This window comes from Brevibacillus sp. FSL K6-2834, from assembly GCF_038592925.1.
Taxonomy (GTDB): domain Bacteria; phylum Bacillota; class Bacilli; order Brevibacillales; family Brevibacillaceae; genus Brevibacillus; species Brevibacillus borstelensis.
This window is the reverse complement of sequence record NZ_CP151945.1, coordinates 2,011,128-2,037,546: the sequence shown is the minus strand read 5'-3', so window position 1 is coordinate 2,037,546 and position 26,419 is coordinate 2,011,128. Positions and strand designations below refer to the sequence as shown.

The following is a 26,419-nucleotide window of genomic DNA, read 5'->3' as shown; positions in this document are numbered from 1 at the left end:
ATTACATAGTCCGAGGACAATAGCCCTATTTTTCCTGTATATATAGCAACACAAAACAAAGCGAACCAGCCTCGAGCAACATTCGAGGGGGAGTGGTTCGCGCAGCTATTCTTATCCGTTTTGCTCGGAAATCGCGGAGGCTTTTCTGCACAAAAAATCGACCGTCCGGTTCATTCGCAGGCGGTGAGAGCCTTTCACCAAAAAAGAAGTATCCGGACGAATGTGCTCATGCAGCATTCGATGCAGCTGTTTTTTGCTTCTGCAAAGGATTACCCTCTCGGGCGGAAAACCTGCCCGAATCGCACCTGCAGCGATATAACGGGCATGCTTGCCTAAAGCATACAAATAATCTACTTGTTTTCTGCAAGCATACTTCCCGACAAAAGAATGTCCTGGAACTGTGTACCTGCCCATTTCCAGCATACTGCCAAGGATCGCGATCCTGGTGCCGGTTTCAAGCTCCTCCAAAACATCCAATGCCGCTTTTACCGCCTGTGGATTGGAACTGTATGTGTCGTCGATCACATTGACATTGGGTCCGACATTCATGGTTGTCAATCTTCGGTTCTGCGGCTGGAATTGCCGCAACCCTTTTTCGATCCCTGAGACGGGAACTCCCAGTTGATGACTGACTGCGATGGCAAGCAGCGCATTGGAGACATTATGCTCACCTCTGACCGGGACAAAAAACGGAAATCGCTCTCCATCGATCGAACAATGAAAGCGGATGCCGTCCCCCTCCCGCTTGAGGCCGCTCGCCTGATAATCCGCTTGGTGCTTGATACCGATGGTGAAAAATTCCCCCTGGAACCTTCCACGAAAAGGCTGCTGTGTGAATTCGCGAGAATACGAGCAGTCCACATTGAGAAACACTTTTCCCTTTGGATCCATCGCACGTATCAATTCGGACTTTGCCATCGCCAGCGCGCGTATATCGCTCCCGACATTGCCGACATGCGCAGAACCGATGTTCGTAATCACAGCGTACCCAGGCTGAATGATTCGGCAATGGCGGGTGAGATCGCCTTTGTACAGCAACCCGTATTCGAGAACTGCGACCTGATGCTCGGGTCCAATCTGCTGGGCATGAGCCTTCAAGTTCCCCAAATAATTTCGGTTCCCTCTAGACTTGTAGATCGTAAATTGCGTACTCAGGATGGATGCGATCATCTCTTTGGTCGTGGTTTTGCCAGCACTCCCTGTAACCGCGACGACTGGCAGATGAAGCTGCACAGGCTGTTTGGCTTTTGCCCTTTTTCCACCCAAACGCCTCAATGGGCATCTCTCCTTTGGTTTCCAGGTCCACTTCCGCGTAACTATCCTATGAGCGTTCGGGACAGCCCGTATAGACCTCTAACCAGCCAAGCAGTTCCGCAGTCGGCTATTCTCTACCATTTCCTCTGGATCTGGATCAAGGAGAGAACAAATGACTTTATTTCTACTTGGCGCTCCGGCAACGAGGGAAGCCTGCCCTTCCCCGTCACGATCATCGGGGCCAGAGAGTCTTCGCGGTGCAAAGAACCGTGATTGCCTCCGCCCGGATGATTCGGGGACCGGTTCACATGAAGCTCCGTTCCCGGCATTGCAGTAGCTACGAGAAATTCTCCCTGGTGAGAATCGAGCGAACCCTTCAGTCTGGAAAACGCATCCGGGTATTCTGGCGACCCGATTCTCCGCTCTTTTCCGTGGACCGCAAGACCGAGCACGGACCAATCGCCCTCCACATCCCACAACTTCCCGAATTCGTCCCGGTACGCCTGCCCCTCCCTGTAGCGAAGCCACCGCTCCGAACCTCCCCGCCTCACATAAATCCACCCTTGCTCCTTCCACGCGACCAAATCAATCCGCGGATCGCTTGCAAACAGAGACACCAGCGCTGCAAGCGGGGCACGCTGGGACAAGGAGTAGACGTAGCACATCCGCCCGTTCACCGCAATTGCCACATCATCGTCAGGAGCGGCTGTCCTCCCCAGCGGTGTGTTGCGGTAACCTCGGGCCTGCATCAGCTCGTCCAGATCGATAACTGCCGTTTTTTTCTCCGCCACTGTCGCGGTAACGCCGCTGTCCCCCAGCAAAATAAATACGTGATCACGGAGCGCACGTTCCCAATCGCCGAATGCGTTCAGCAGCCGCTGCAGCCGTTCGTCCACCTCCAGCACCCCTGATACATCCGCAGGGCCTTTTTTATGCAGTTTTCCGTCCAAATCCGGAAAGTAGGCAAAAGTCACATCAGGAAGTGTTCCTTCTTTTATGAGCTGAAGAAGGCTTTGAAGCGTGTATTCGTCATGAAATCCATAAGCATGGGCGGGCCCCGTCGGCAACGGTGCCGGACTCACCTTTGACAAGGCGCCAAATCCAAGCAGATTCGGTCCCATCACATTCACCCGGCTGCTGCCCATCACCAAGCGAAGCAATTCGTTCGGGAAGACAAGCTGATGGGGAACATTCCCCCGATAAATCAAGCCGTTAATGGAAGCGGAAGTAAATCCGGCCTGGTGCAGCTCCTCGTGGAGAGTGCGAACGCGCTTTGAGAGATGAACCTGGTTTAAGTTCATCAAGGTGTCTGTCAGCAAATTAACTGGCCCCTGCTGCCATACCGCTCTTTGCCCGTCACCGTAGTTGACGATCCTTCTCTCAGAAGGGTGAAACCACAGCAAGCCAGGGATATTGTGCTCATCCGGATACGTTCCGGTCAACATGGAACTGTCTATGGTGACGGACATCGTCGGGAATGAGCTGATTACATCCCGCTTGTACACCCCGTTCTTGATCAAAAAGCCGATTGCCGGCAGCTTGTTTGCTTGCATCAATCGGTCTATCGCAGCCGATTGGAGCGAATCGACGAGCAGCATGATCACCTTGGGACGGCTGTCAGCAGACCGATTTTCTCCAGACAAAGGCAATTCTTGTTGGATGTGCGGCTTGGCGCATGCAGCTATCGCGCTGAGCATCAGTACGAAGCTGAGCGCTAGCAATAGAGACTTTCGTTTTACCGGCACGTTGTGTTCCCCTCCGCGATGTTTCGATCAGGCAGTATTTGTGTATGGTTAACATTTACACTCCCCAGCCGGAAACAACATTATCCCATCTGTCCCACGACGCCTGTCCCTTTAAATCAAAACAGCCCTGCTAAGCAGAGCCGCAACTTGTGCCGGGGAAGCCACGCCGTCCGGTTCGCGGAGGCGCAAAAATCTGTGTAAATGTTCATTGCTTGAGAAAACTGTTACAAACAATACTTGTTTGCGTTACAATAAAAGATGGTTAGCTTTTCCACTTTGCCGCCGAAAAGCAACTCTCCAAGCCAGGCGTCAGGCCAGCCCCTCCCAGGACGAATCCAGCTCTTTTACATAGACAGTCTTCCAGATTCTCAGAAAGTAGGTGGCTCTTTGGAATTTACGACAGACAGCATTATTTTGCTCTTTGCCATCCTTTTGGTTGTCGGTGTTCTGACCACGAAGTTTTCCTCCCGGATCGGCTTGCCCTCTCTCGTATTCTTTATCGCCGTCGGCATGTTCCTCAATCAAATCATTTATTTTGACAACGCCGCCCTGACCCAGCTCTTCGGCATAATGGCGCTGATCGTCATTCTTTTTGAGGGCGGCATGCAGACAAAGTGGAGCAAAGTGCGCCCCGTGATTGCTCCGTCTTTATCGCTGGCTACGCTGGGAGTTGTCTTGACCACGCTGGTTATTGGCGTATTTGCCGTATTCATTCTCCAGCTCTCCTGGCTCGAGGGGCTGCTGTTTGGCGCTATCGTCGGTTCTACGGACGCCGCCGCCGTATTTGCCGTGCTTGGAAACAAGAACATCAAAGAGCGGATTACCTCGCTTTTGGAGGCAGAGTCGGGAACAAACGATCCGATGGCCGTTTTTTTGACCGTCTCGTTCATCCAAATGATCCAGGAGCCCGAAGCCAGCTTCTTTACGATGATCCTTTCCCTGATCTGGCAAATGGGCTTTGGCCTCGTGATGGGATTGCTCCTGGGAAAAATCTCGGTCTGGGCGATCAACCGGATCAATCTGGATTCGTCAGGGCTTTATCCCGTGCTCGCCTTATCCCTCGCCGTGCTTACTTACAGCGGAACTGCCCTGCTTCACGGCAGCGGCCTGCTCGCGGTGTACGTCATGGCTATGGTTGTGGGCAATTCCGATTTGACCTATCGCCATTCGATCTTCCGCTTTAACGAAGGCTTCGCCTGGATGATGCAAATCCTGATGTTTATTCTGCTGGGGTTACTCAGCTTCCCGGACGATCTGCTGGTGATCGCGTGGCAGGGGCTTGCTCTCTCTGCACTGCTCATGTTTGTTGCCAGACCGATCGGCGTTTTCATCAGTACCGCCCTCACTCGCTATTCGCTAAAAGAAAAGATGTTTATTTCCTGGGCGGGCTTGCGTGGAGCCGTTCCGATCGTTCTGGCCACGTACCCGTTGCTCGCTGGACTGGACAATGGGATTCTCTTCTTTAACGTCGTCTTCTTCGTCGTGTTGACATCGGCTCTGATTCAGGGTGCGACGCTCTCCCCGCTCGCTCAGAGATGGGGGCTCACCAGTGCACAAAAGCCGGTGATTCCGCACAGCCTGGAGCTGGTCTCGATCGGCAAGACAAACTCGGAAATGATGGAAATCGAGGTAAAGGCCGGTACCCGTGCCGAAGGACAGGACCTGCAGTCTCTCACACTTCCGGAGAACACCTTGATCACAGCCGTCATCCGCCAAACAAAGTTGATCACTCCGCAAGGCTCGACTACACTTAAAGCAGGAGACATTTTGTACGTGCTCTGCGAAAAGAAAATGCGCGAGAGCGTGAAATCGGTCTTCCTGGAGCAGATGCCGGGCAAAGAAAGTGAGCAGTAGGACGGTCAGCGGAACCGTCCAAATTCCATCTCCACACTCAATCGCGAGATCTTCGGAAAGCGGTGTATGAAAGCCTTTTGTCCGAAGATCTTTTTTACTTCCCTCTTTACAGACCGACCGTCGGTTTGTATACTTTAACATGTAACACTTCCAGGGAATTTTTTCTTCCCCTCGAAAGGATGATCTGTTGATGATATCGCGAGCCAACGATTCCCCCAGCTTTCGTCTCCTGCTGGAAACGACCGCAGCGTGCATTCGGGAAAAAGGCTGCAAAAAAACAACGCTGCAGGAGATTATGAACCGGTCCGGGCTGTCCAAGGGAGCCATTTACCACTATGTGCGAAGCAAGGATGAGCTGTTCGGTCTCATCCTCAAGAACAAGCTGGAATCATTGAGCGACAGCTTTTATCAAACGGCGTACGCGAAAAAAGATTTGCATCATCCGATGGAAGTCATCGCTGCCAGTGTCCGGCCTTTTGCCAATCCGGATGACGTGACTACTCCTATTTTCTTGTATTTGCTCAGTCAACAGGACCAAGCATCTGTAAGAAGCATCCTGGAGGACGTGTACCGTCATTCAGAGGAGAACTCGATCAAGTGGATCGAGCTTGGAAAAGAGGCTGGTGTCATCCCTGAACACATCGACGCTCGCAAAGCAGTCCGGCGGTTTATCACGTATTCGTATGGACTTCGCGTCAGAAGCGTCATCAGTCCGGATGAAATGGAAGAAGCGATTGCGGACTACTATGAGCTGATGAAGCGCGAACTGACGAAGCCCAACACCTAAGGGAGGATTCATTATGGCGGGATTTGAATTTTTCAGGATTATTCATATCATTGCAGGCTTTCTTGCGTTAGTTGTCTTCTGGATTCCGATCGTTACGAAAAAAGGAGGAAAGGCGCATAACCGCGTCGGCTGGGTGTACGTCATCTCCATGGCCGCCGTCGCTGTGTCCGCCCTCTATATGGGGGTGTGGCGCATCGGCTTTGACCCGGACCGGACCTTGGCTTCGGTCTCTTTTGCCTGGTTTTTGATCTATATCTCCCTGCTCAGCTCGGCGACGGCCTGGTACGGCATGCGGGTGCTGCGATTTAAAAAACGCGTTTCTGCTCACCGCAACCCGTGGGATTTGCTGTTTCCCGGCCTGCTTTTCATCTCCAGCTTTTTTATCGGGGGCTACGGCTATCTGATCGACTCGCCGCTGCTCAACTGGTTTCCGCTCGTCGGCGTATTTCTCGGCGGCACTCAGCTCAAGTATTGGCTTCGCCCGCCTGCTACAAAAATGCACTGGTTTTTTCAGCACATGTCGGGCATGATGGGCTGTTGTATCGCAACGATTACCGCCTTCACCGTGTTTGGAGCGCCCCGTCTGCTTCATCTGGAGAGTGTAAATCCGATCATCTGGTTTTTCCCTACAATCGTGATAACCCCGGTTATTGTCGGCATGAGTGTCTATTATCAAAAGAAGTTCTCGAAAAAACCGATATCGCCAGGCAAGTAAACAGCCAAAGGAAGGCAGAATGGGATGCCTTCCTCTGTTGCCGTCTTCAGCCTACTTTTTCTCAGCCATTTCGCCAAATCGCTTAACCAGCTTTTCCTGATGCGCTTTCATGATCTCCTCTGGCCCCACACCGTACTGCTCGGCAAGCAGCACCAGATTCCCCAGTACATCACCCATCTCCTCGATCAGCTCGGCACGAATTTCTTCAACAGAACGATCCCCTTCATCCGGCCGGTCTCTTCCGATCTCCGTCGTCCGTACAGCACGTGCCAGTTCGCCCACTTCTTCCATTAAAAAACCGACCCGGATAAAGGGCCCGTACTTTGTCCAGCCGCGTTCTCCGTAAAAATCATTGACCCATTTTTGAAAATGATCCAGATTCATCGATCTATCCTTCCTTCTTCCAAGATTCACCTGTATACTATACCTTGGCAAAAGTCCGGTCAACTGCCGTCTTTAGCGAAGGAGGAAGAGCAATGAAACGAATTTGTGTCTATGCTGGCTCCAATCCCGGCACCAAACCCGTTTATACCGAGAAGGCAAAGGAATTGGGAATGGAATTGGCCAAACGGGGTTTGGAGCTCGTATACGGCGGGTCCAACATGGGTCTGATGGGAAGCACAGCAAACGCCGTCCTGGAAGCCGGAGGAGCCGCGATCGGGGTCATGCCTCGCGGGTTGTTCCGCGGAGAAATGGCCCACAGCGGGTTGACCCAATTTTATCAAGTGGAAAATATGCATGAGCGTAAGGCAAAAATGTCTGAGCTCTCTGATGCGTTCATCGCCCTGCCCGGCGGCTATGGAACCTTTGAGGAGCTGTTCGAAGCGCTCTGCTGGGGACAAATAGGCATTCATGAAAAGCCGGTAGGCGTCTTGAACGTCGATGATTACTACTCCCCGCTGATTCAGCTCGTCGAGACTGCCGTCGCAGCCGGCTTCATGCCTGCTACCCATAAGGAATTGCTGATCGTCGACAGCGAGCCTGTAAAACTTCTTGACAAGCTCGCTACGTACAAGCGTCCGAATCTGACAAATAAATGGAACGAACCGGATCAGTCATAATCAGACAGGGGCATTTGACACGCTTCTACAGACAATCCGTTTCGCCCAGCCCAGCCAGGAAAATCCTGCAAGCGGTTCCCAGACTTTCTAGCATCTTGGGCCTTCCTCCTGTATAATAGGGGCAACTTACGTACAAAAAAGGAGGTTGCCATTTTGAACATTTGGGAATCCGATTTGCCAGGAATCGGACGTAAATTTCAAATGGAGACCCGAATGGGAGAAAAGCTGGTTGTTGTCATCCATGACAGCGGCAGAAGAGAATTGTACTTCTTCGATGCCGGTGATCCGGATGAGTGCACATCAACCATTACGCTTGAAGACGATGAAGCCATGCAGGCAGCGGGAATTCTCGGCGGCATGAGCTACAAGCCGAAAGCGCTGGAGACCGTGAATCTCTCCCTGAACGATCTGGTTATCGAATGGTTCAAAATTCCTTCTGGGGCTGCATGCATCGGCAAAACGATAGGAGAAGTAGATGTCCGGCAAAAGACCGGTGTCACGATTATCGCCGTCATTGATCGGGAAAAGAAAAAACAGATCAACCCGGGTCCCGAGCACGTATTCATGGCGGATACGCAGCTCGTTGTGGCCGGCGAACGGGATCATTTGAAAAAACTGAAGGAATTGCTGCAACACGGCTAAGCTTTTTTACGAAAATAAAAGGGGCAGGTATCGATCATACAGATACCTGCCCCTTGCTTTTTTCAACCCAATGGTACGATCAACCTGTTCCATCGCCCTGCTGTTTTCGCCTACTGAAATTCCCCGACACTTTTTCCCAGAAGTTGTAGATGGTTTTTGATTCTTTGGTCAATAGTGGTCCCAGAACAGCCAGGATCAGAACATACAGCACAGCGAAGGATTGAACGACCGGGTCCAGGCCTCCTGCCTTCCCGATGTTTGCCATGATAATGGAAAACTCGCCGCGTGATGCGAGCGTAAACCCGATATTGAAGGAAGCCCGCTTGGATATACCTGCCGAGCGTCCCCCCATCATGCCTGCGAAAATATTTGCCACAAGCGTGAGGACAACAGCCACGATCGTGATCCACACTGCTCCTCCAAGCGACATCGGATCAATTGTCAGCCCGAAGCCAAAGAAGAAGATCGCACCGAAAAAATCCCGGAACGGCAAAACCAGATGCTCGATTCGCTTGACATGCTTGGAATCCGCCAGCACAAGCCCCACCAAAAGCGCCCCGATCGCCTCTGCCACGTGCAGCGTTTCGGAAAAACCCGCCACCAGGAACAGAGCCGTAAACACGAGGATGAGGAACAGTTCGGTCGATTTGATGTCGAACAAGCGATCTACATACTTGATAACGTATCTTCCCGCGATCAGGAAGAACAAAATGAAGAGCAGCGCCGATAACGAAGTCATCAAAACACCTGTAAATGAGGTAGCTCCGCTCAAGACCAGGCCGGACAATATGGACATGTGTACGGCGATGAACAGATCGTCAAACATGATCATGCCCATGATAATCTCCGTCTCCGGGTTGGCTGTCCGTTTCAGATCAACGAGAACCTTGGCTACGATCGCTGTGGAAGAGCTGGTCATGATTCCCGCGACCACCAGCGTTTCCTTTAACGGCAAGTCCATCATCCATCCAAGCAGCAAGCCAGATACAAAATTGAGCGCGACGTAAAAAATACCGCCGACGAGGATTGATTTTCCCGACTTGATCAGGCGACTTACGGAAAACTCCAGGCCCAGGTAAAACAACAGGAAGAGCACGCCAAGACGGCCCATGAACTCGATAAACTCCGAGCTTTCAATAAATCGCAAATCAAGGATTCCAAAATGAGGTGCGTGCGGTCCTACCGCCATCCCTATCAAAATGTAAAATGGTATGACCGAGAAGCGCAGCTTTGTGGAGATCAAGCCGACGATTGAAATTAAAGCAAGGGCAAGCCCTATCTCAAATATTACGGTATCCATATGTTCCTCCTTTTTCAGTCTTTTTCATGAGTTGCTGATGCACAGCTTCCATCTTTTTTGCATCCGAAAATCAGTGGAATGCATGCAAATGGAATTTCTCTTGATTGCTTTCCAGACTGGGAAAAGGAGTACGCTAATCGCGTCCACCGAGCAAATACGCCTTTAAAGCTTTGAGATGCTGCCTCTCCCCTGCGACGATGAGCGTCGAGTTGGCAGTGAAGACATAATCGGGTCCTGGATTGATATGCTTCGTATGGTCTTTTTCTACGACAGCGATGATGGAGGCTCCCGTTTTCTGGCGAATCTCCAGTTCTCCGATCTTTTTCCCGATGCACTTTGCGCTGGCTTCGATTTTGTGCCACTCGATCACCAGATCGTCAAGGCTGATGTCAATCGACTCGAGCGCCTTCGGTTTATACGCCATCCCGCCAATAATGCCGGCAACCTGTCGCGCCTCTTCGTCATCGAGCGCCACCATCGAGACGCTGCTCTCAGGATCATCCTGGTCAAAATGGTACAGTTCGCGCCTTCCGTTATCGTGAATCACAACTACAAGCTTATCTCCGCTTTGGGTATCCAGTTGAAATTTTTTCCCGATTCCCGGCAAATGAGTTTCACGTACATTCATGAAAAATACCTCCAAGTTCGTTTTTAGCCATAACAAAGAAATCCCATCTGTACACTTAGTATTTTGGCAATCGCAACTCCCTTATCTGTTTTTCGTGAACAACAAAGCCGACTGTGCGCGCTTTCGCGTCGTTTTTCCATTCAGGCTAACGCAGTGTTCTGCCTCCGAGTAAGTTCTTGTATCATCGTTTTGTTCTGCCGAGTAAGTTCCTCATTGTTGTCCACAACAAAAATAGGAGTCGCTTCCTTTTTGCCAACAACATTCCTGTCAACTACATTGCTATCAACTACATTGTGATTTATTTCACAATCGAGAGAATTTATTTACTAAACGACCTTGGCAAAATTTATTTTCATCCTTTATTCGAACGATTCAGGGATTTTTATACAATTTTTATTCAATGGTGTGGTCCGTGCCAGACAGGCTAAAAAAATCATAGCTGTCGAGCTATCGGGAGGTGTTTGGGAGAAAAAACGTCGAGGTGAATTTAATAGGCATCAGAAAGAGACTTTTCATTTTAATGGGAATGAAAGTCCGATACGTAAACCGAGGTATAGGGGTAGCGCGAAGGAAAAGCAGCGGCAGCACAAGGATCAACAATGCTTCTCTGATAGGCGCATATTGAAACTTGATCGGAGATGCCTTGCGGAAATGAACGAAATGCTTTTCGTACGGATTCGCGGAAATTTGCGGAGAATCTTCTTCCATGGACTGAGCGTCTGCATTATACAAGGGAGCGGATGCAAAGACGATAAGGATTAGCACGCTAAAAATGAAAAACGGGATGCCCCTGCGACTCGCTTTTCTATTCAATGCGTGCACCTCCTTTCCAGATTTTTGTTCAGTGTCCCTGTCCTTGCGACGTTTGCCTCGCTCTCATCATCCAGGATTAAAAAACAAATAAACGCATAATAATTTTCTTATATTATGTATACATAAAAAGGGTATCATTTTGAAACAATTAAGTCAAATCAGATGCTTGTCTGCTTAGCTTGAAAACGCTCTCACTCGTTATTAAAAGGAATGCTCAAAATCCACTTTATGGTAAATCATCATTGAAAAGAACATAAAAAAAGCGGCCCTTTTCGCTGTGAAAAGAGAGCGCTGTCTGATAAATGATTGCTTTCTCTACCCTTTCATCTCTTTCTCAATTTGCTTGAGCTTTTTCTTTTGCTTGCAGGCTTTCTCCTGTTCACTGGACCATGGGGTGTCACTCAGTTTCTGCAATTCATCGATAAGCTTCTTGTCTGAGGTAACATGGATCGCAGAATCGGGAAACTCCTTTTTTAATTTCTCCCCGACTTCTTTTTCGATCGACTCCAATCGGAAGCGATTAAAGTTGCTTACTTCAATGGCGACGTCCAGCTCCTTGTCGATGTGAACAGCGACAGCTTTATCGATTCCATGTACTTGTTCCGTAATGGACTTGGCTTTCTGTTCCTTGTCAAAGAAACGAACCGGCGTCGGCTTGCACAGAGGATCTTCTGCCGCGGATTTTGTTTTTGCCTGTTGATTTTGATTGGCTTGCGGATTGCAGCCTGTGGCGAAAAGAACCAGAGACACGACTAGTACTATGGTACGCAAAAGAAAACCTCCCACTAAATAGCGTACCTTTAGCGTTTCCTAACATGGGTTTTCTATGATATGTAATTTGTTCTGTCGCCAGTACGGATGTTCTGAATTTGTATAGAAATCAAAAAACGCGAGAAGGACACTTTCATAAAATGTCCTTCTCGCGGATGACAGCACATACCTGACACACGGTAAGTGCTATCTATTCTGTGCCTGTTTTGTCCGGTAAAACTCATTAAACAGCTTCATCAGCGCCCGCTTTTCGATCCGGGAGACGTAAGAACGGGAAATGCCAAGCTCGCGTGCGATTTCCCTTTGCGTTTTTTCTTTGTCCTGATCCAGGCCAAACCTGCCGATTATCACTTCTTTTTCGCGTTCATCGAGAATGTGAATGTGCTGGTAAATCTTATTCGACTCCAGCTTTAGCTGGACAGCATCCACGACCTCGTCTGTTTCCGTGCCCAGGACGTCGATCAGCGTGATCTCGTTGCCCTCTTTGTCCGTACCGATCGGATCGTGCAAAGAGACATCTTTCTTGGTTTTTTTCAGGCTGCGAAGATGCATGAGGATTTCGATTCTAATGTCAATAGTGGCGCATCAGAAGGTGTAGAGCTCGATGTTATTTTCGTATACCCGTATCTCTCTTACTACATGACGAATGAGTTCTCGCTTATCCTCAAATGTAAGTTCATCCGGTTTTTTGGACAGATAATACTTTGCCGCTTCTTGGAGTAAATCTCGGTTGTAGCCACTTTCCTTCATACGCTGGGCTTGCTCTTCGAGTTCTGTGAGCTGTTGAAGCAGCCTTTCTTCCCTCGCTTTTAGATCACGCAGCTCTTGACGGATCTCCTCTTCGCCCAAGTCCTCTTCGCCTGAAGAAAACAGTTTTAATAACCGCTTTCGGCCATTCCTCGTTTTCTCCAGCTCCTTTTGCAGCCGTTCTACCTCTGCCAATTCGTAAGGTGCCTCGCTTCTTTCTTCGACGGCAGCAGCAATCTCATCTGGATTGTCCAGCCAAGATCGAACCGTTTCCCAGACTTCTTCATCCAGTTCCTCACACTTAATTTTTCGGCCACATCCATGATTTTGGGCACCAGCGGTGTTTTTTACATCGGTGTATTCGAAGACATGCTTCCCCCAATTTTTAGATTTCCGGCCGGTCATCGTGTTGCCGCAGTCTCCGCAACGAAGCAATCCACTCAGCAAATACTGATTTAGACTCCTGCCCGCCCAACGCCTTCTTGACTCTTTCAAAAGCTTTTGTGCATGCTCAAACTTTACTTCATCGATAATGGCAGGGCAGCTCAGTTGTATCCACTCTTCTTGCGGACGTTGACGCATCCGAACTTTTTCTTCGGAATTCCGGAATTTGTTTCCGAGCATGCCTTCCGTATTCCAACGATTCTGATAAAACCTCCCGATATACGCTTCGTTCATCAGCAATTGACGGACAACCTGGCGATGCCATACTCTGGCCCCGCGTTTGGTTGGAATGCCTTTTTCCGTTAGATACTTGGCAATCCCATTCATACCTTGTACCAATTCGTTTGGCTGCGTAAACAGGTCAAAAATCAATCTGACAACTGCCGCTTCCCCTTCATTTACAATCATTTGTTCTTTTTCCGGGTCATAGCTGTATCCATATATCTGAAAATCACGCAGGACACGACCTTGCCTTGCCTTCTCTCTTCTGCCACGGCTCATCCGTTCATTTATTTTTGCTTTTTCAAACTCCGCGATCGCTCCACGCATGCTATAAAATAGTTGTCCCTCAGGTGTCTTGGCATATTCCCCGTTTACAAAAACGAGCTCAATCCCACGCTTATCGAATTCGTCAGTAATAAGCAGCTGGTTCATGAGTTTTCGTGATAATCTGTCTGGATCGAGGCAGATGATTTTTGTTATAACGCCATCTTTTACATCTTGTCGTAATTTCGTGAGGGCGGGACGGTCCAGAAATTCACCTGACATATCGTCTACATACTCAACAACGTCAAGCGTTCCCGCCTTCTTCCGACATTCCCTGATCTGGTCATCAAGGCTGAAGCCGCTTTTTGCTTGTTCCTCGGTGCTTACTCGCGCGTAAATCCCGACCATCCAGCTTCTCCTTTCTGTACTTTCTCAGCAGATATCGGTAGCAGTCAGAACGAGCCTTGTCAGTCGTACTTCCGGGTATGATTCTTACATGCATCGTTCATCCCTCCCTGATCAGAGGGTATGCATATACTGCTTGTCAAAAGTCGTCATATAGAAAAAAGCCCCCAGTAAATAAAAGAGGCTTTATCGAAGAGCGTCCGGGTTTACATCGAGAAGGGAACGGCGACGGAGCCAATTGAAATCAAAGGATTCGGGGGTGCGTTTGATTGATACCTCTACCTCGGTGGCTCCCTGCTCGTGGACAAGGATTTTGAACTGTTGATGACCTCCAACGAGATTCCCGGTTCGTTCATTCCACACGATCGGTTCTACATACCCAAATTCTTCGATGGAGTATTTCAGTTTTTCATATTCCAGGTCGCCCGGCTGCAGTTCAATCCTTGGATTGTACGGGTTCAGGTTGATCATCGAAACAGGTATTTTTCGTAAGTCCAAGCTGGATTTCTCTTCTTAGTGGCGATAGATATAAGAATAAAGAATATTGCCAGCGCCAAAATCGCTGTAAGCCTTGATACAGGTGGGCTGGTGGCAACTTTTTGAGTGATGCGAAACGACTACTATTTACCTGAAAAAGTATACGTTTTGTATCACCGCAAAAAACAACGGTTGTGCTTAGAGCGTCAAGGCTTTAAGGCCTGTCTGCTTCTGGCGACCCCCTATTCGGAATTCGGGTCCTCCCCAGCTTCCGTGATCTCCCATTTGAAGAGTTGCAGGAGCGATGTTTCAGCTGACTTGCCGTTGAACGAATAAAGTGGATTGATCGCAAGCGCTGTCCTGCCGTCGATCTCCACGCGCCGAAGAATTCGCTCAGCGATGAACGCCCGGACGATCTTGCGGGCGGTCGGATAGGAACAGTCTGCGATGCAGGCAAGGTCCTTTACCGTAAGCGGTACACCTCTCTGGCCGCGCTCGTTATCGCCCTCAAGGAGATTGGTTCCCTCACTAGCATACGGCGTGATCTTCAACAAAAAGCCAGCCTCGGCGAGTGACAGCTTCCTGAGCCGTCGCTTTGCCTTCTGGCTGGCTTTGATCTTTACGAATTTTGAGCTGCGGCCGACTGGACGAAATACTTTTACTATCTCATCCGAAAGCCGCAGCACTTCCTCGGTGTAAAATATTTCTCACGTATCTGAGTCAACAAACTGGCGCATTACATGATCATCACCATTGCTTCAATTGATGTGCGGAAATGTATAATCTAATTTGAAATTGTTACTTTCTTTATTTAAATGTAGAGTAGAGAACTGAAACTTTCGGGCGACCGTATGGTCGCCTTGCTCATTTCAGCTCCCCCTCATCAAACCGTACGTGAGGTTTTCCCTCATACGGCTTTCCGATGTTCTTCTTTCTTTGGTGTGAACGGCACTGTTAAAATCCTCAATAACGGCACTTGAAAATTCCCCACTTTCGGCAGAAAATCTCTCCCTGGAGGAGAGAAAATATGCTTAAGAATGGGGAGTTTTACTTGATCAAAGACATGAGACAAAGAGGAATGAATATCACACAAATTGCTGATTCATTAGGGAGGGATCGAAAAACAATTCGTAAGTGGCTGAAAAAGGATGAGCCTTCGAAATACCAACGATCTGTTAAAAAAACAAGCATTCTCGATCCATTTAAACCCTATATCAAAGCGAGAATGGAAGAAGGCTGCTTCAATGCTGTCGTTTTGTTTGATGAGATCAAAGCCCAAGGTTATCCAGGGCAAATTCGGCTCCTTCGCTCATTCATGGAACCATTGCGCCCGGTTGTTAAGACCAAGGCAACGCTCCGTTATGAAACGGCACCCGGAAAGCAAGCGCAAGTAGACTGGGGACATTTTAAGGTAGAGTGGAATGGTGGATATAAACGGCTGTACGCCTTTGTCATGGTTTTGGGATACTCGAGAATGTTGTATGTGGAATTTACAGAGAATGAACGGCTTGATACCCTCATCGGCTGCCACTTGCGTGCCATGCAATACTTTGGCGGCAGACCGGAAACATGCTTGTATGACAATATGAAAACCGTCATTGTCGGTTACGACGATCAAGGGCATGTATTGTGGAATGAACGATTTTCCCAGTTTGCAAGCCATCACGGTCTTACGCTGCGACGCTGCGCTCCCTACCGTGCACGAACAAAAGGGAAAGTGGAAAATGGAGTAGGATATGTTCGCAAGAACTTTTGGCCTCGGGTGCAGACGTTTACCAGCCTTCGTGACTTGAATCAGCAAGTACGTCATTGGTTGGATACGGTGGCTAATGTACGGGTACACGGCACCACGCATGAAAAACCAGTAGATCGATGGAAACACGAACAGTTGAAGCCACTTAACCCGATCCCATTCGAAGAGGTAGAACGCCATACTCGAAGAGTATCGAATGATTCACTCGTTTCTTACGGAGGAAGCCGGTATTCAGTCCCCTATGTTTATGTAGGTCATACGGTAGAAGTACAAGATCTCCAGAATGGCCATATCCGGATCTATCAGGGCAACATGATCATCGCTGAACATCCTAAAGCTACTCGTACCAAGCAAGTCATAACCAATAAAAAACACTTCGAGGGGATTCAAAACCAAATTGGCGCGAAGGCTCCCCAACCTATGCCGCGTTTGGTTCCCAATCCAAGCCCCGAAGTGGTGGAACGTGATTTGTCTGTCTATGAGCAGTTTGCTGACGAGGAGGTAATCGTACAATGATACTCCAGGCCCGTTTAGAAGAAGCCTTTGTACAGATGGGATGGGTACGAATCCCGGAAATTATTCACCACCACGCAGAAGAAGCTGCTGCTCAGAATATATCGTATTTGGAGTTCTTGGACAAGCTTTTGCAAGAAGAAATCATGGCCAAGAGGGATCGGTTTATCCGCATGAAAACGCGATTGGCTCATTTACCCTACCATAAAACGTTGGAGCAATTCGATTTCAGTTTCCAGCCCTCCATTGATGAAAGACGGATTCGTGATTTGGCAACCCTCCGGTTTGTACAACAACAAGAGAATCTCATTTTACTTGGTCCGCCAGGGGTCGGCAAGACTCACTTGTCTGTTGCTTTGGCTCTCGAAGCTATCAAACAAGGGTTGACGGTTTACTTTACAACTGCTCATGATTTGGTTCAGACGCTCCAGATTGCTCATCAAAACAATAGCATCAAACAAAAAATGCGAGCATTTATAAAACCGAATGTACTCATCATTGATGAAATTGGATATCGCAAAATGGATGAAACCGCAGCTCACTTTTTCTTTCAAATTGTATCAGAACGTTATGAATCCGGCTCAATTATCCTTACTTCGAACAAATCCTATGGTTCGTGGGGAGAGATATTTGGGGATACAGTACTTGCTACAGCCATCCTTGATCGATTATTGCATCACTCCCACACGATCAACATTAAAGGGGAAAGTTATCGCATAAAGGAGAAGAAAAAAGCAGGTTTCTTTCGACCCGAGTCAACCGAAGATAAAACAGAATAAACGGAATTTTGGTCGCCACCCGCCCCCCTCAGAGGGGGCATCATTCAGATAAACCTATTGCCTATAATGGGGAAAATTCGAGTGCAGATAATGGGGAATTTTCATTTGCAGTTGACATTGGCATTCGGCTTACTTTATCCGGCTAATTTCAATAAACTACCCTGCGTGTTTTGTATGACCTTCAGCTTTCCGGCATGTTTATTCCGCTTGCTTCTTTTCTTGTTGCAGAAGATTGTAAGGCGTTCAATCACATACCAGTCTATCCGTCTTGCCCATCGTTTGGCGATGGGCGAGATGAAGTAGTAGTTCTTGAACCCCCTTAGCTTGCGATTTAGCCCTTTCACTAGCTCTTCTAGAGACAGAAACAGTTTGTTCCTTGGTGCAGTGTATTCCTTAATTTTACGTCTCATTTCCTTCATTGCTTTCTTAGCTGGTACATGAGACATAGCAAATACCTTGCTCCCCCCTTTGTTGAACACGGGGAATTTGCGATGGTGCAGCCCAAGAAAGTCAAACCCAGTGGAATTGTCCCAAATATTAACGAGTCTAGATTTCTCTTTACTGAGACTAAGCTCCAGCTTGTTTAGAATAGCCATCAGCACTTGAATGCTTTCCAATGCTTCTTGTTTGGTTCTGCACATGATAACGAAGTCATCCGCATAGCGGATAAGTGTGCCAAGATGGGAGAATTGATTTTCCCAAATGGTGTCCATGTAGTTTAGATAGATGTTTGAAAGAAGAGGCGAGATTACCCCTCCTTGCGGAGTTCCCAGTTCTGTTTCATGGAATTGATCATTTTCCATGACCCCAGCCTGCAGCCATTGTCGGATAAGTTTCAGAACACGTCTGTCGCTGATTCTCATTTCGACCAGTTTCATCAACTTCTCATGGTTGATGTTGTCGAAATACCCTTTAATGTCAACATCTACGACCCAATAACACCTCTTGCTTGCTTTGCGTATCTGTGCAATTGCCTGGTGAGCATTTCTTCCTGGCCGAAAGCCATAAGAACAGTCCCGAAAATCAGCTTCAAAGATCGGTTCAATGACTAGCTTAGTAGCCATTTGGACCACCCGATCCTTGATCGTCGGGATGCCGAGTGGACGTTTCTTGCCATCCGGTTTAGGGATGTAAGTTCGACGAACCGGATGTGGACGATACCGCTTTTCTTTTAAATCTAGATAGATCTCGTTAAGAAAACGGCTCTCCCCATACTCCTCCACAATCTGTGCGATGGATTGTCCGTCGATTCCTCCGCTCCCTTTATTTGCTTTTACTCTCCTCCAAGCTGTCGCTAGAATATCCGGGCGGTAGATTTTGTCATACAAGGCATGAAATCGCCGTTTTGAGTTTGCCTTGGCACAAAGATATAGGGTTGTCCAAAGTTGTCGAGCTTTTACATCGGTGTAGTTAGCAAGTTTACTTGCATTCACTCACTCTTACCTCCTTCGACCCGTGAACAAAGCAGGGCTCCTTCCCTCCATAAGGTTGTGTTGTCCTTATGTTCATCGGTACTATGAACCCCTCCGACTCCCTCTCTGCCATCCACCACTTCCCTTACGGTTATAGGTTTCCGTTTTACGCTCCTGACGGGGCGTGCAGAGTAGGGTCTCCCCAGTTCCGTTAACTACTTTCTCAACATACCGCTCCCCATACCCCGAGGGATTCATAGGTGCTGTATTCCAAGTTCTCCACACCGTCCTTGGCCTTCGCCCATATGAAACAAGCTCGGCTTCCCTTTGTCCACCTCTCGGTGGTCTTTCTTAACGAGGCTGCAGGATTCACTTTATGTTACGGCCTGCTGATTTGCTCGCACTCTTTCGAGTTACTTTGTCACAGGGCTTCAACCTTAGGATTTCTCCACCAGTTGCCTGTCAGCTACGAGGTGACTTGGCTCCTGCCTCGGTTGGACTTTCACCAACTAGCAATTAACGGCTTGCTGGGCACGCTTCAATGATAAAAAAGGACAGCATATCGCTGTCCCCAGCCTGTAGACAAAGTTCCGTAAGGAACAGGGTCTGCAGGCTTTTTTGTTGAATATAGAACATGTTACGTTTTCAAAAGTTATTTTTTAGAGGTGGCATTATGCTTAATAAGCAAGAGGCCGAAGGGCGTTATCAGATATCTGCATTCTCGCTAGATGAGTTGGTGCCAGAAGATCATCTCGTAAGAAAAATTGAAAATGCAATCGACTTTTCGTTCATCTATGACTTGGTGGAAAGCCTTTACTGTCATGACAATGGCAGACCCAGTGTTGACCCTGTAGTCTTAGTTAAAATTGCTTTCATCCAATATATTTTTGGAATTCGTTCCATGCGACAAACGATTAAAGAGATCGAAACCAATGTTGCCTATCGGTGGTTTATTGGCTATGATTTCAGTCAGCCCATTCCCCATTTCACGACCCTAGGCAAGAACTATGTTCGCCGTTTTCGGGATACTCAACTCTTCGAGTCGATCTTCCTTCGAATATTGGAGGAGGCGGTTCATCATGGATTCGTGAAGCCTGATGTGCTTTTCATTGATGCTACGCATGTAAAAGCCAGTGCGAATAAGCATAAATACGTGAAAGAAATCGTTGAAGAACAAGCGAAGAAATATCAAGAGCTGCTGGACGAAGAAATCAATCAGGATCGTATTGCACATGGAAAGAAGCCCCTTGAAAAAAAGACAGAAACTTCGAAGAAGGAGGTGAAAGTCAGCACAACTGACCCGGATTGCGGATTGTTTGTAAAAGGGGAAAAGGAACGTGTATTTGCTTATAGTTTTCATACAGCATGTGATCGAAATGGATTTGTGCTTGGTGCCAAGGTAACGCCAGGCAATGTGCATGACAGTCAGGTTTTTGAGGATGTTTTGAATCAAGTGCGAAAGACGTTTGCACAGCCTCAAGCTGTGGCAGTGGACTCGGGATACAAGACGCCTTACATCAGTAAAACACTCCTTGATGACCAGATTCGCCCCGTTATGCCCTACACAAGACCACGCACCAAAGAAGGTTTTTTTAAAAAGCACGAATATGTGTATGATGAATATTTCGACTGCTACATCTGCCCGAACGAGCAAATCTTAACATATGAGACAACAAACAAGGATGGGTACCGTATCTATCGATCAAATTCTCAAGTTTGCCGAAGTTGTCCGTTCTTGAAACAATGCACGGAAAGTAAAGACTACACAAAGAGAGTGAGTCGCCACATCTGGGCTGATTGTTTATGGCAGACTAAAAATGTAGGTTATGGCAGTTAATTTATGCAGACCCGTAGGGGCTGCATAAATTAAAAAACCACTTGCCAACATCCCCTTATCAAAATACACTCCTGTTGGGCATTACAGACGACGGGAGGTATAAAGTTAGGAGATGTTAGCAGTGGCAGAAATTAATTATATCAGGCATGAGGCAAACAAAAAAGGGCGAGCTTATAGCAAGATTGCCAAACAAATGAATCGTGATTCAAGGACGGTTCAGAAGTATGCAGAAATGGATGATTTCAATCTACAAGAAAAGCCCAAGCAAATTCGAAAAGCTAGAGTCATGGAGCCCGTTAAACCTATTCTTGATCAATGGATCAAAGAGGACTTGAACAAGAAAAAGAAGTTCCGAAGAACAGCACAACGCTTGTTCACGCAATTAGTGGAGGAATACCAATTTACAGGATCATCTCGCTCTGTCAGACAATATGTTTCCCAACGTAAGCACCAGTTAGCGGAGACAAGTGATGCTGCGGCATTGCCATTGGAAACGAGACCTGGATCAGCTCAAGTTGATTTTGGAGAAGCACCATTCAAATATCAGGGAGAAAGTGTTACCTTGCCATTCCTCGTTCTCTCGTTTCCTTATAGCAACACGTTCTACTTTCAAGTTTTCCAGTCTCAGAATCGAGAATGCTTTCTGGAGGGATTAAAGCGTATCTTTCACTATATAGGTGGAGTTCCAAAGGTCATTCGATTTGATAATTTATCACCAGCGGTGAAAAAGATCATGCCAAATGGTCAGCGTGAACTGACGGAGGAATTTCAAAACTTCGTTTTTCATTATGACTTTGAATACGAGTTTTGCAATCCCGGTAGTGGCAATGAAAAAGGGCACGTAGAGGCGATGGTCAAGTACGTTCGCAACAACTTCCTGCTTCCTGAGTTGCAGATACACAATCTTGATCAGCTAAACGAAACCCTTTGGAAAAAAGCCGAGAAAGATCGGGAGAGACCTCATTATGTGAAAGAAACCATGCTTTCCGAACTATATTTGGCAGACAAGGAACACCTTCTTCAATTACCTGCCAAAGAGTTTGATTGTATTGTCAATATCGATTTAATTTTCCCCAAAACTATCGGTTGAAAATTCCCCATTTTTGTCGCTACTGGTTGTTTACTTCAGCAGGCTCCGGTCGAAAGAAACCTGCTTTTTTCTTTTCCTTAATGCGATAACTTTCCCCTTTGATATTGATCGTACTGGAATGGTGAAGCAGTCGGTCCAAAATCGCAGTGGCCAAAATGGTATCTCCGAAAATCTCTCCCCAGGCTCCGTACGATTTGTTTGAAGTCAAGATCAATGAACCTTTTTCATATCGTTCAGATACAATCTGAAAAAAGAAGTGAGCAGCAGTTTCGTCCATTTTGCGGTAACCAATTTCATCGATGATCAACAAGTCTGGTTTGGTGAGCGCCCGCATTTTTTGGGCAATCGTGCGATTGCCATGGGCCGTCTGAAGCGACTGTACCAGATCGTGGGCAGTGATAAAATAAACCGTATAGCGTTGCTTGATTGCTTCCAAACCAAGCGCTACGGCCAAATGAGTTTTACCGACACCGGGTGGCCCCAAGAAGATGAGGTTTTCCTGATGCTCAATAAAACCTAGAGTCGCCAAATCACGGATACGTCTTTCATCAATGGAAGGTTGGAAAGAGAAATCAAATTCGTCTAGTGTTTTTTTGAACGGAAGCCGTGCTAATCGAGTTCTTGTATGCAAAAATCGTTCGTATTTAGCCGCTAATTCCTCCTGCAGAAGCTTGTCCAAAAACTCCAAATACGATATGTTGTGTTTGGATGCTTCTTCGGCGTGATCGTGGAGGATCTCGGGGATGCGTATCCATCCAAAATGACGGGACGCTTCCAACAGGCGTTCTTGCAAGATCATTGCAGCGTCACCTCTTCTTCCGCCAGTTCTTCATACGCCGTAAGAGAGCGTTCCAACACTTCGGGTGTTGAATTCGCCATATAACGAGGTGTAGGTTGGGGAACCGGTTTGCTCGTAGATGTGCGAATTCCTTCGAAGTGTTTTTTTATGCTTACGGTCTGATGACGCCCCCACTGTTTGGAGTGTTCAGCGATTAGATGGCCATTGCAATAAAATCGCAAGACTCCATTTTTCTCATCTTGAATTTCTACTACTCGACCGATGTGCTCCCATGGAACAGAGTAACGATTGGCTTCAAAAGAAACATAAGCATCACTCATCACCTTCCGGTAATGCCGGTCCACAACAGCAAAAGGCACGTGGTTCAAAGGTTGGAGGTCTTCTACTTTCCATCGTTCATTCGGCATTTGATGGGTGGTTCCGTGAAGGCGACAATTTGCAACGGTGTCCAGCCAATAGCGTACTTGTTGATTGAGATCTTGTAGCCCGGTAAAAGTGCCGATGCGAGGCCAAAAGTTCTTTCTGAGATAACCCACCCCATTCTCCACTTTTCCCTTCGTTCGAGCCCGATAGGGCTTGCAGCTCAGCAGCTTGCACCCATAGTGGCTGGCAAAGCGGGCGAAACGCTCGTTCCAGATCACCCTACCATTGTCATCTCGACCAGAAACAACTGTTTTCATGTTGTCGTACAAACAACTTTGAGGGACACCCCCAAAGTACTGCCAAGCCCGAAGATGACATCCGATGAGAGTTTCCAGCTTTTCGTCCTCGGTAAATTCTACATACATCATGCGTGAATAACCCAGCACCATGACGAAAGCGTAAAGACGCTTTTGTTTTCCGTTGACATTTGCTCGAAAATGTCCCCAGTCTACTTGCGCTTGTTGTCCAGGTTTCGTTTCGTATCGTACGGTTACTTTTGAACGAAAGTGGGGACGCAGCGGCTTCATGAAGTCTCGTAAGATGGTGTCCTTTCCGGTATAGCCACGGGCTTTTATTTCTTCGAAGATGATGCGGGCATTTTGACAGCCCTCCGCCATACGAGTACGGATGAAATCCTTAAAAGGATCCAACTTGCTGGGACGTGGTTTGCGAGTAGGAAAGCTCTCTGGCGTATCTTTCAGGAGCCATTTTCGAATCGTTTTTCGATCCCGTCCCATCTCTTCAGCAATTTGGGTAATACTCATACCTTTCAGACGCATTTCTTTGATCACAAAAAACTCCCCATTTTTCACCATATTTACTCTCCTCCCGGAGAGTATGTCGGCTTTTTCTGGGGAATTTTAAACCGCTGATATTGGGGATTTTACAACCGATTTTGACAGTATCCGATATGAACGAGTAAAAGCGGATAAATACGGATATATCCGAGTCGAAAATAAACTCTACTCAACGTCTCCCCGTTTTGCCAAATGTATGGTTTTGGCAAAGATCTCATTTGACCGAGTCGATATTTTAACTGAAGAATATGAGCTGATCGTACAGCATCCCAGGCTGTATGGCAAAGAGCCAAAATCAGTGATTTGGCAGCCATATTTGATATTGATGGCAAAACGGCCAACTGCTATTAAATACACAAGTTTTTATGAACAATTGCCAATCGAATGGCAAGTCTATCTCTCGAATTGCACGGTCCCAGAGAAGCAAGAAGCTCTCCAGCTACTATCCGTCATTTTAAAAAACGATGATATGAAAATACCCACGCAAGCTTTGCAGCTTGCCTCTGAGAATGGTCACCCAGCCGTTGATTCTATTAAGCAGATCTATTATCAACTCATGAATGGCCGTGGACAAAGGGATACCATCCAACCGAAAGGTTTTGTTCCTGCCGTTCCAACAGCCACTAGAGGATTAGCCCATTACAATGAATTTTTTAAGGGAACGGGAGGTCATCACTAGTGGATGCATTGATAAAAGAATATTCAAAGCGTCTCAAGTTGAGTTGGGTTCGGCAACATTTCCATGAGGTTGAAGCTACTACAAATGAAGAGTACTTACTCAAAATACTAGAAAACGAGATACAACAACGAGAAGTACGGAAAATCAATCTGCTCTTTAAACAATCTTCCTTGCCAAGAATAACAGGAAAGCCATTTGAATGGGGTCATATTCAGATGGGACAAGGTCTCACGCAGGATCATATCCTTCATGGTGGATTTATAGAGGAGAAAGAAAATCTGATCTTTTATGGCGGTGTGGGAACGGGGAAAACGTACTTATCCACTCTGATTGGCTTAAATGCCATTCAGCAGCAAGGGAAAAAGATAAAGTTCTTTACTGTCGCTGGATTAGTCAATCGGCTGCTAGAAGCTCACGAGACTGGCTCGTTGAGCCGATTCTTTAACCATATTGAGAAGCTAGATCTGTTAATACTCGACGAACTGGGGTATATTCCTCTGCATAAACAAGGTGCAGAACTGCTATTTCAGATTATCTCCATGTGCTACGAAAGAAAAAGTATTATTATCACGACCAATCTACAGTTTGGCCAATGGAATCATATATTTGGTGATCCAATTTTAACAGAGGCAGTTATTGATCGCTTGATTCATCACTCTCATTTGATCGTCTTCAATGGCGAAAGCCATCGATACAAAGAATCGCTATTACACGGTAAATAATTTAGGGGTTGGCAAGTGGTACATTTTTAATTGCCATTTGCTACATTTCTTACTTGCCAAAAACAGGGCTGATTACCTCGAAGAGGTAGACCACCTCCGGCATACCGAGGAAAACAAACAAATCTATAGCAAACGGAAAGAAACGATTGAACGTGTATTCGCTGATATGAAGGAAAAGCATGGCATGCGTTGGACGACCTTACGAGGACTGGAGAAGGTCACGATGCAGGCGATGCTTGTTTTCGCTGCCATGAACTTGAAAAAAATGGCGACCTGGCTATGGAAATCAGGTCGCCAAAAGGTGAACGATCAAAACACCTTCGGTATTTTCATCAAATTATTAAACAAACTCCCTCTGCTGTTCGTTCAGCGAGGGAGTTTGTCTGCAACCTGAGGACAGCATATCGCTGTCCCTTTTCTTTCTTATTTTCCTCCCCCTAGCGAGTCATCGTCAGAGACATCCTCGTCGCTAGAGTTTAGCCCATCGTTGATACTTTCAAGAACTTGTTCAGAACTGTACTTGGTTCCGGGACTAAGATCAAGTAGCTTCGCAGCTCGTTCTTCGAGCCATATACCTTCATTTCCATTTGGATCAACCGCTACAAAAATAAAACCACCTGCGTAGTCCAAATATTTCACTTGAACATCTTTACCATACTCCTGAATGATATCCTTGTACATTTCATACAATTCCGGCCCTGTTTTTTCGAGACCTGCTTGAATTGGCTCAGTATCCGTTGCTATAACTATGCCTTTAGCTTTATCTCCCTCCATAATAAACCACAGTTTTTCATCTGAAGGTACTAGTAAATCAGTAATACTAGAGCCTTTAAAAGATTTTATTGCTTCTGAATCAGGTAAATGAGCACTGTCGATTGAATAATCAGACAAATGAGATTCGTTCACATTATTTTTTTGTGGTGTTTTAGTTTTATTATTGCCTGCTGACTCGAATTTTTTATATGCATTAAAGGCATCCTTTTTCCCTTCATTAATTGCCCCGACAGCAGAAAACGAAAACATTACAGCAAGAGTTGCTATTCCCAAAACCGCAAATGTAATCTTCTTCATGTTTTACCTCCTCAATTAATTTTCCTCGAATCCATATATGGTATGGGTCCACTCTTGACCCGAGCTATCTACAAATCTGTCATAAGTCATAATAGAATATTCACCTTTATCAGGATCCATATACCTTAGATATTTAGTTGAGCTGTTTGTGTAGCCATCAATAACAACCATATGACCAATAGCTGTATTTCCCGTTTTCCATTTTATGCGTGCTAATACAGGTATATCATTGTTTATTTCCCTTACCGTCTCCTTAAAAGTTAATGAGTTATTCTCTCGATAACTTTGAAGCCCATAATGATCGAGTCCATCCATGACTTCACTAATATTTGTGAATGTCAACCAAAATGTTGACCACAGTGCTCATCAAAAAATTGACCACCATGGCAAAAATCAATCCACCCGTCGGGTGGGT

Annotated in this window: 23 protein-coding genes and 3 pseudogenes; 12 read left to right on the top strand and 14 right to left on the bottom strand. The window is 47.0% G+C overall.

Features of this window, described 5'->3' with window-relative positions; genetic code table 11:
* Positions 1–111 precede the first annotated feature (111 nt).
* On the bottom strand, positions 112–1,275 hold the full coding sequence (gene murF / locus NST96_RS10000; protein ID WP_003390826.1) for a UDP-N-acetylmuramoyl-tripeptide--D-alanyl-D-alanine ligase: 1,164 nt from the start codon (positions 1,273–1,275) through the stop codon (positions 112–114).
* A gap of 113 nt (positions 1,276–1,388) precedes the next feature.
* Positions 1,389–2,999, bottom strand: a complete 1,611-nt coding sequence (locus tag NST96_RS09995; RefSeq protein ID WP_051925463.1) for an alkaline phosphatase family protein — start codon at positions 2,997–2,999, stop codon at positions 1,389–1,391.
* A gap of 387 nt (positions 3,000–3,386) precedes the next feature.
* Between NST96_RS09995 and NST96_RS09990 the strand changes: the two genes are divergently transcribed.
* The 3 genes from NST96_RS09990 (at position 3,387) to NST96_RS09980 (ending at position 6,355) form a co-directional block, all read left to right on the top strand.
* Positions 3,387–4,853 carry a potassium/proton antiporter gene (locus NST96_RS09990; RefSeq protein WP_003390831.1) on the top strand — a complete coding sequence of 489 codons (1,467 nt, stop codon included), beginning with the start codon at positions 3,387–3,389 and terminating at the stop codon, positions 4,851–4,853.
* A 190-nt stretch (positions 4,854–5,043) separates the two neighbouring features.
* On the top strand, positions 5,044–5,640 hold the full coding sequence (locus NST96_RS09985; RefSeq protein WP_024985455.1) for a TetR/AcrR family transcriptional regulator: 597 nt from the start codon (positions 5,044–5,046) through the stop codon (positions 5,638–5,640).
* A gap of 13 nt (positions 5,641–5,653) precedes the next feature.
* Complete coding sequence (locus NST96_RS09980; RefSeq protein WP_122958944.1) at positions 5,654–6,355, top strand: DUF2306 domain-containing protein; 702 nt, start codon at positions 5,654–5,656, stop codon at positions 6,353–6,355.
* 51 nt (positions 6,356–6,406) lie between these two features.
* Here NST96_RS09980 and NST96_RS09975 read toward each other — a convergent pair whose 3' ends face one another.
* Complete coding sequence (locus NST96_RS09975) at positions 6,407–6,739, bottom strand: MazG-like family protein (protein WP_003390838.1); 333 nt, start codon at positions 6,737–6,739, stop codon at positions 6,407–6,409.
* A gap of 92 nt (positions 6,740–6,831) precedes the next feature.
* Between NST96_RS09975 and NST96_RS09970 the strand changes: the two genes are divergently transcribed.
* Positions 6,832–7,416 carry a TIGR00730 family Rossman fold protein gene (locus tag NST96_RS09970; RefSeq protein ID WP_003390842.1) on the top strand — a complete coding sequence of 195 codons (585 nt, stop codon included), beginning with the start codon at positions 6,832–6,834 and terminating at the stop codon, positions 7,414–7,416.
* Positions 7,417–7,569: 153 nt separating this feature from the next.
* Positions 7,570–8,058, top strand: coding sequence for a cation:proton antiporter regulatory subunit (locus tag NST96_RS09965; RefSeq protein ID WP_003390843.1), 489 nt, complete (start codon positions 7,570–7,572; stop codon positions 8,056–8,058).
* A gap of 79 nt (positions 8,059–8,137) precedes the next feature.
* On the opposite strand, the gene NST96_RS09960 is transcribed toward NST96_RS09965, so the two are convergent.
* From NST96_RS09960 to NST96_RS09930, 7 genes are all read right to left on the bottom strand, one after another.
* Positions 8,138–9,358, bottom strand: a complete 1,221-nt coding sequence (locus tag NST96_RS09960) for a cation:proton antiporter (RefSeq protein WP_003390846.1) — start codon at positions 9,356–9,358, stop codon at positions 8,138–8,140.
* A 133-nt stretch (positions 9,359–9,491) separates the two neighbouring features.
* Complete coding sequence (locus NST96_RS09955; protein WP_003390849.1) at positions 9,492–9,986, bottom strand: cation:proton antiporter regulatory subunit; 495 nt, start codon at positions 9,984–9,986, stop codon at positions 9,492–9,494.
* Between the two features lie 1,128 nt (positions 9,987–11,114).
* Positions 11,115–11,570, bottom strand: a complete 456-nt coding sequence (locus tag NST96_RS09950; RefSeq protein ID WP_003390853.1) for a YhcN/YlaJ family sporulation lipoprotein — start codon at positions 11,568–11,570, stop codon at positions 11,115–11,117.
* A 186-nt stretch (positions 11,571–11,756) separates the two neighbouring features.
* Positions 11,757–12,122: a sigma-70 family RNA polymerase sigma factor gene (locus NST96_RS09945; protein WP_003390856.1), complete on the bottom strand. Its 366-nt coding sequence runs from the start codon at positions 12,120–12,122 to the stop codon at positions 11,757–11,759.
* A 33-nt stretch (positions 12,123–12,155) separates the two neighbouring features.
* Positions 12,156–13,655 carry a recombinase family protein gene (locus NST96_RS09940; protein ID WP_003390858.1) on the bottom strand — a complete coding sequence of 500 codons (1,500 nt, stop codon included), beginning with the start codon at positions 13,653–13,655 and terminating at the stop codon, positions 12,156–12,158.
* A gap of 183 nt (positions 13,656–13,838) precedes the next feature.
* Positions 13,839–14,150: a ParB N-terminal domain-containing protein gene (locus NST96_RS09935; RefSeq protein WP_003390861.1), complete on the bottom strand. Its 312-nt coding sequence runs from the start codon at positions 14,148–14,150 to the stop codon at positions 13,839–13,841.
* Positions 14,151–14,371: 221 nt separating this feature from the next.
* Positions 14,372–14,683: a hypothetical protein gene (locus tag NST96_RS09930; protein WP_035990217.1), complete on the bottom strand. Its 312-nt coding sequence runs from the start codon at positions 14,681–14,683 to the stop codon at positions 14,372–14,374.
* A gap of 473 nt (positions 14,684–15,156) precedes the next feature.
* Between NST96_RS09930 and istA (NST96_RS09925) the strand changes: the two genes are divergently transcribed.
* Positions 15,157–16,398: an IS21 family transposase gene (gene istA, locus NST96_RS09925; RefSeq protein ID WP_024985200.1), complete on the top strand. Its 1,242-nt coding sequence runs from the start codon at positions 15,157–15,159 to the stop codon at positions 16,396–16,398.
* Positions 16,395–17,174: an IS21-like element helper ATPase IstB gene (gene istB, locus NST96_RS09920; protein ID WP_024985201.1), complete on the top strand. Its 780-nt coding sequence runs from the start codon at positions 16,395–16,397 to the stop codon at positions 17,172–17,174. Before istA (NST96_RS09925) ends, istB (NST96_RS09920) begins: the two co-directional genes overlap by 4 nt.
* 134 nt (positions 17,175–17,308) lie before the next feature.
* Here the strand turns inward: istB (NST96_RS09920) and ltrA are convergent, their stop codons facing one another.
* The gene (gene ltrA, locus NST96_RS09915; protein WP_024985477.1) at positions 17,309–18,607 is read right to left on the bottom strand and encodes a group II intron reverse transcriptase/maturase; all 1,299 of its coding nucleotides are present in this window, start codon (positions 18,605–18,607) and stop codon (positions 17,309–17,311) included.
* A 652-nt stretch (positions 18,608–19,259) separates the two neighbouring features.
* Between ltrA and NST96_RS09910 the strand changes: the two are divergent.
* Both NST96_RS09910 and istA (NST96_RS09905) read left to right on the top strand, forming a co-directional pair.
* Positions 19,260–20,408 (top strand): annotated as a pseudogene (locus tag NST96_RS09910) (IS1182 family transposase); the annotation flags it as partial.
* A gap of 127 nt (positions 20,409–20,535) precedes the next feature.
* Positions 20,536–21,474: pseudogene (gene istA / locus NST96_RS09905) on the top strand (IS21 family transposase); the annotation flags it as partial.
* A 58-nt stretch (positions 21,475–21,532) separates the two neighbouring features.
* Here istA (NST96_RS09905) and istB (NST96_RS09900) read toward each other — a convergent pair.
* Both istB (NST96_RS09900) and istA (NST96_RS09895) read right to left on the bottom strand, forming a co-directional pair.
* Entirely contained in the window at positions 21,533–22,312 is a 780-nt protein-coding gene (gene istB, locus NST96_RS09900) for an IS21-like element helper ATPase IstB (RefSeq protein ID WP_003386482.1), read from the bottom strand.
* Entirely contained in the window at positions 22,309–23,550 is a 1,242-nt protein-coding gene (istA, locus tag NST96_RS09895; protein WP_311067719.1) for an IS21 family transposase, read from the bottom strand. The genes istB (NST96_RS09900) and istA (NST96_RS09895) overlap by 4 nt, the downstream gene beginning before the upstream one ends.
* Before the next feature lie 184 nt (positions 23,551–23,734).
* On the opposite strand from istA (NST96_RS09895), the gene NST96_RS09890 reads away from it, so the two are divergent.
* The 3 genes and pseudogenes from NST96_RS09890 to NST96_RS09880 all read left to right on the top strand — a co-directional run.
* Entirely contained in the window at positions 23,735–24,211 is a 477-nt protein-coding gene (locus NST96_RS09890) for a hypothetical protein (RefSeq protein ID WP_342406180.1), read from the top strand.
* Positions 24,211–24,933 carry an IS21-like element helper ATPase IstB gene (istB, locus tag NST96_RS09885; protein WP_342404177.1) on the top strand — a complete coding sequence of 241 codons (723 nt, stop codon included), beginning with the start codon at positions 24,211–24,213 and terminating at the stop codon, positions 24,931–24,933. The genes NST96_RS09890 and istB (NST96_RS09885) overlap by 1 nt, the downstream gene beginning before the upstream one ends.
* 70 nt (positions 24,934–25,003) lie before the next feature.
* Positions 25,004–25,374: pseudogene (locus NST96_RS09880) on the top strand (transposase); the annotation flags it as partial.
* Here NST96_RS09880 and NST96_RS09875 read toward each other — a convergent pair.
* Positions 25,357–26,004, bottom strand: coding sequence for a hypothetical protein (locus NST96_RS09875; RefSeq protein ID WP_003390865.1), 648 nt, complete (start codon positions 26,002–26,004; stop codon positions 25,357–25,359). The pseudogene NST96_RS09880 and the gene NST96_RS09875 sit on opposite strands and share 18 nt — an antisense overlap.
* Positions 26,005–26,419: the final 415 nt, after the last annotated feature.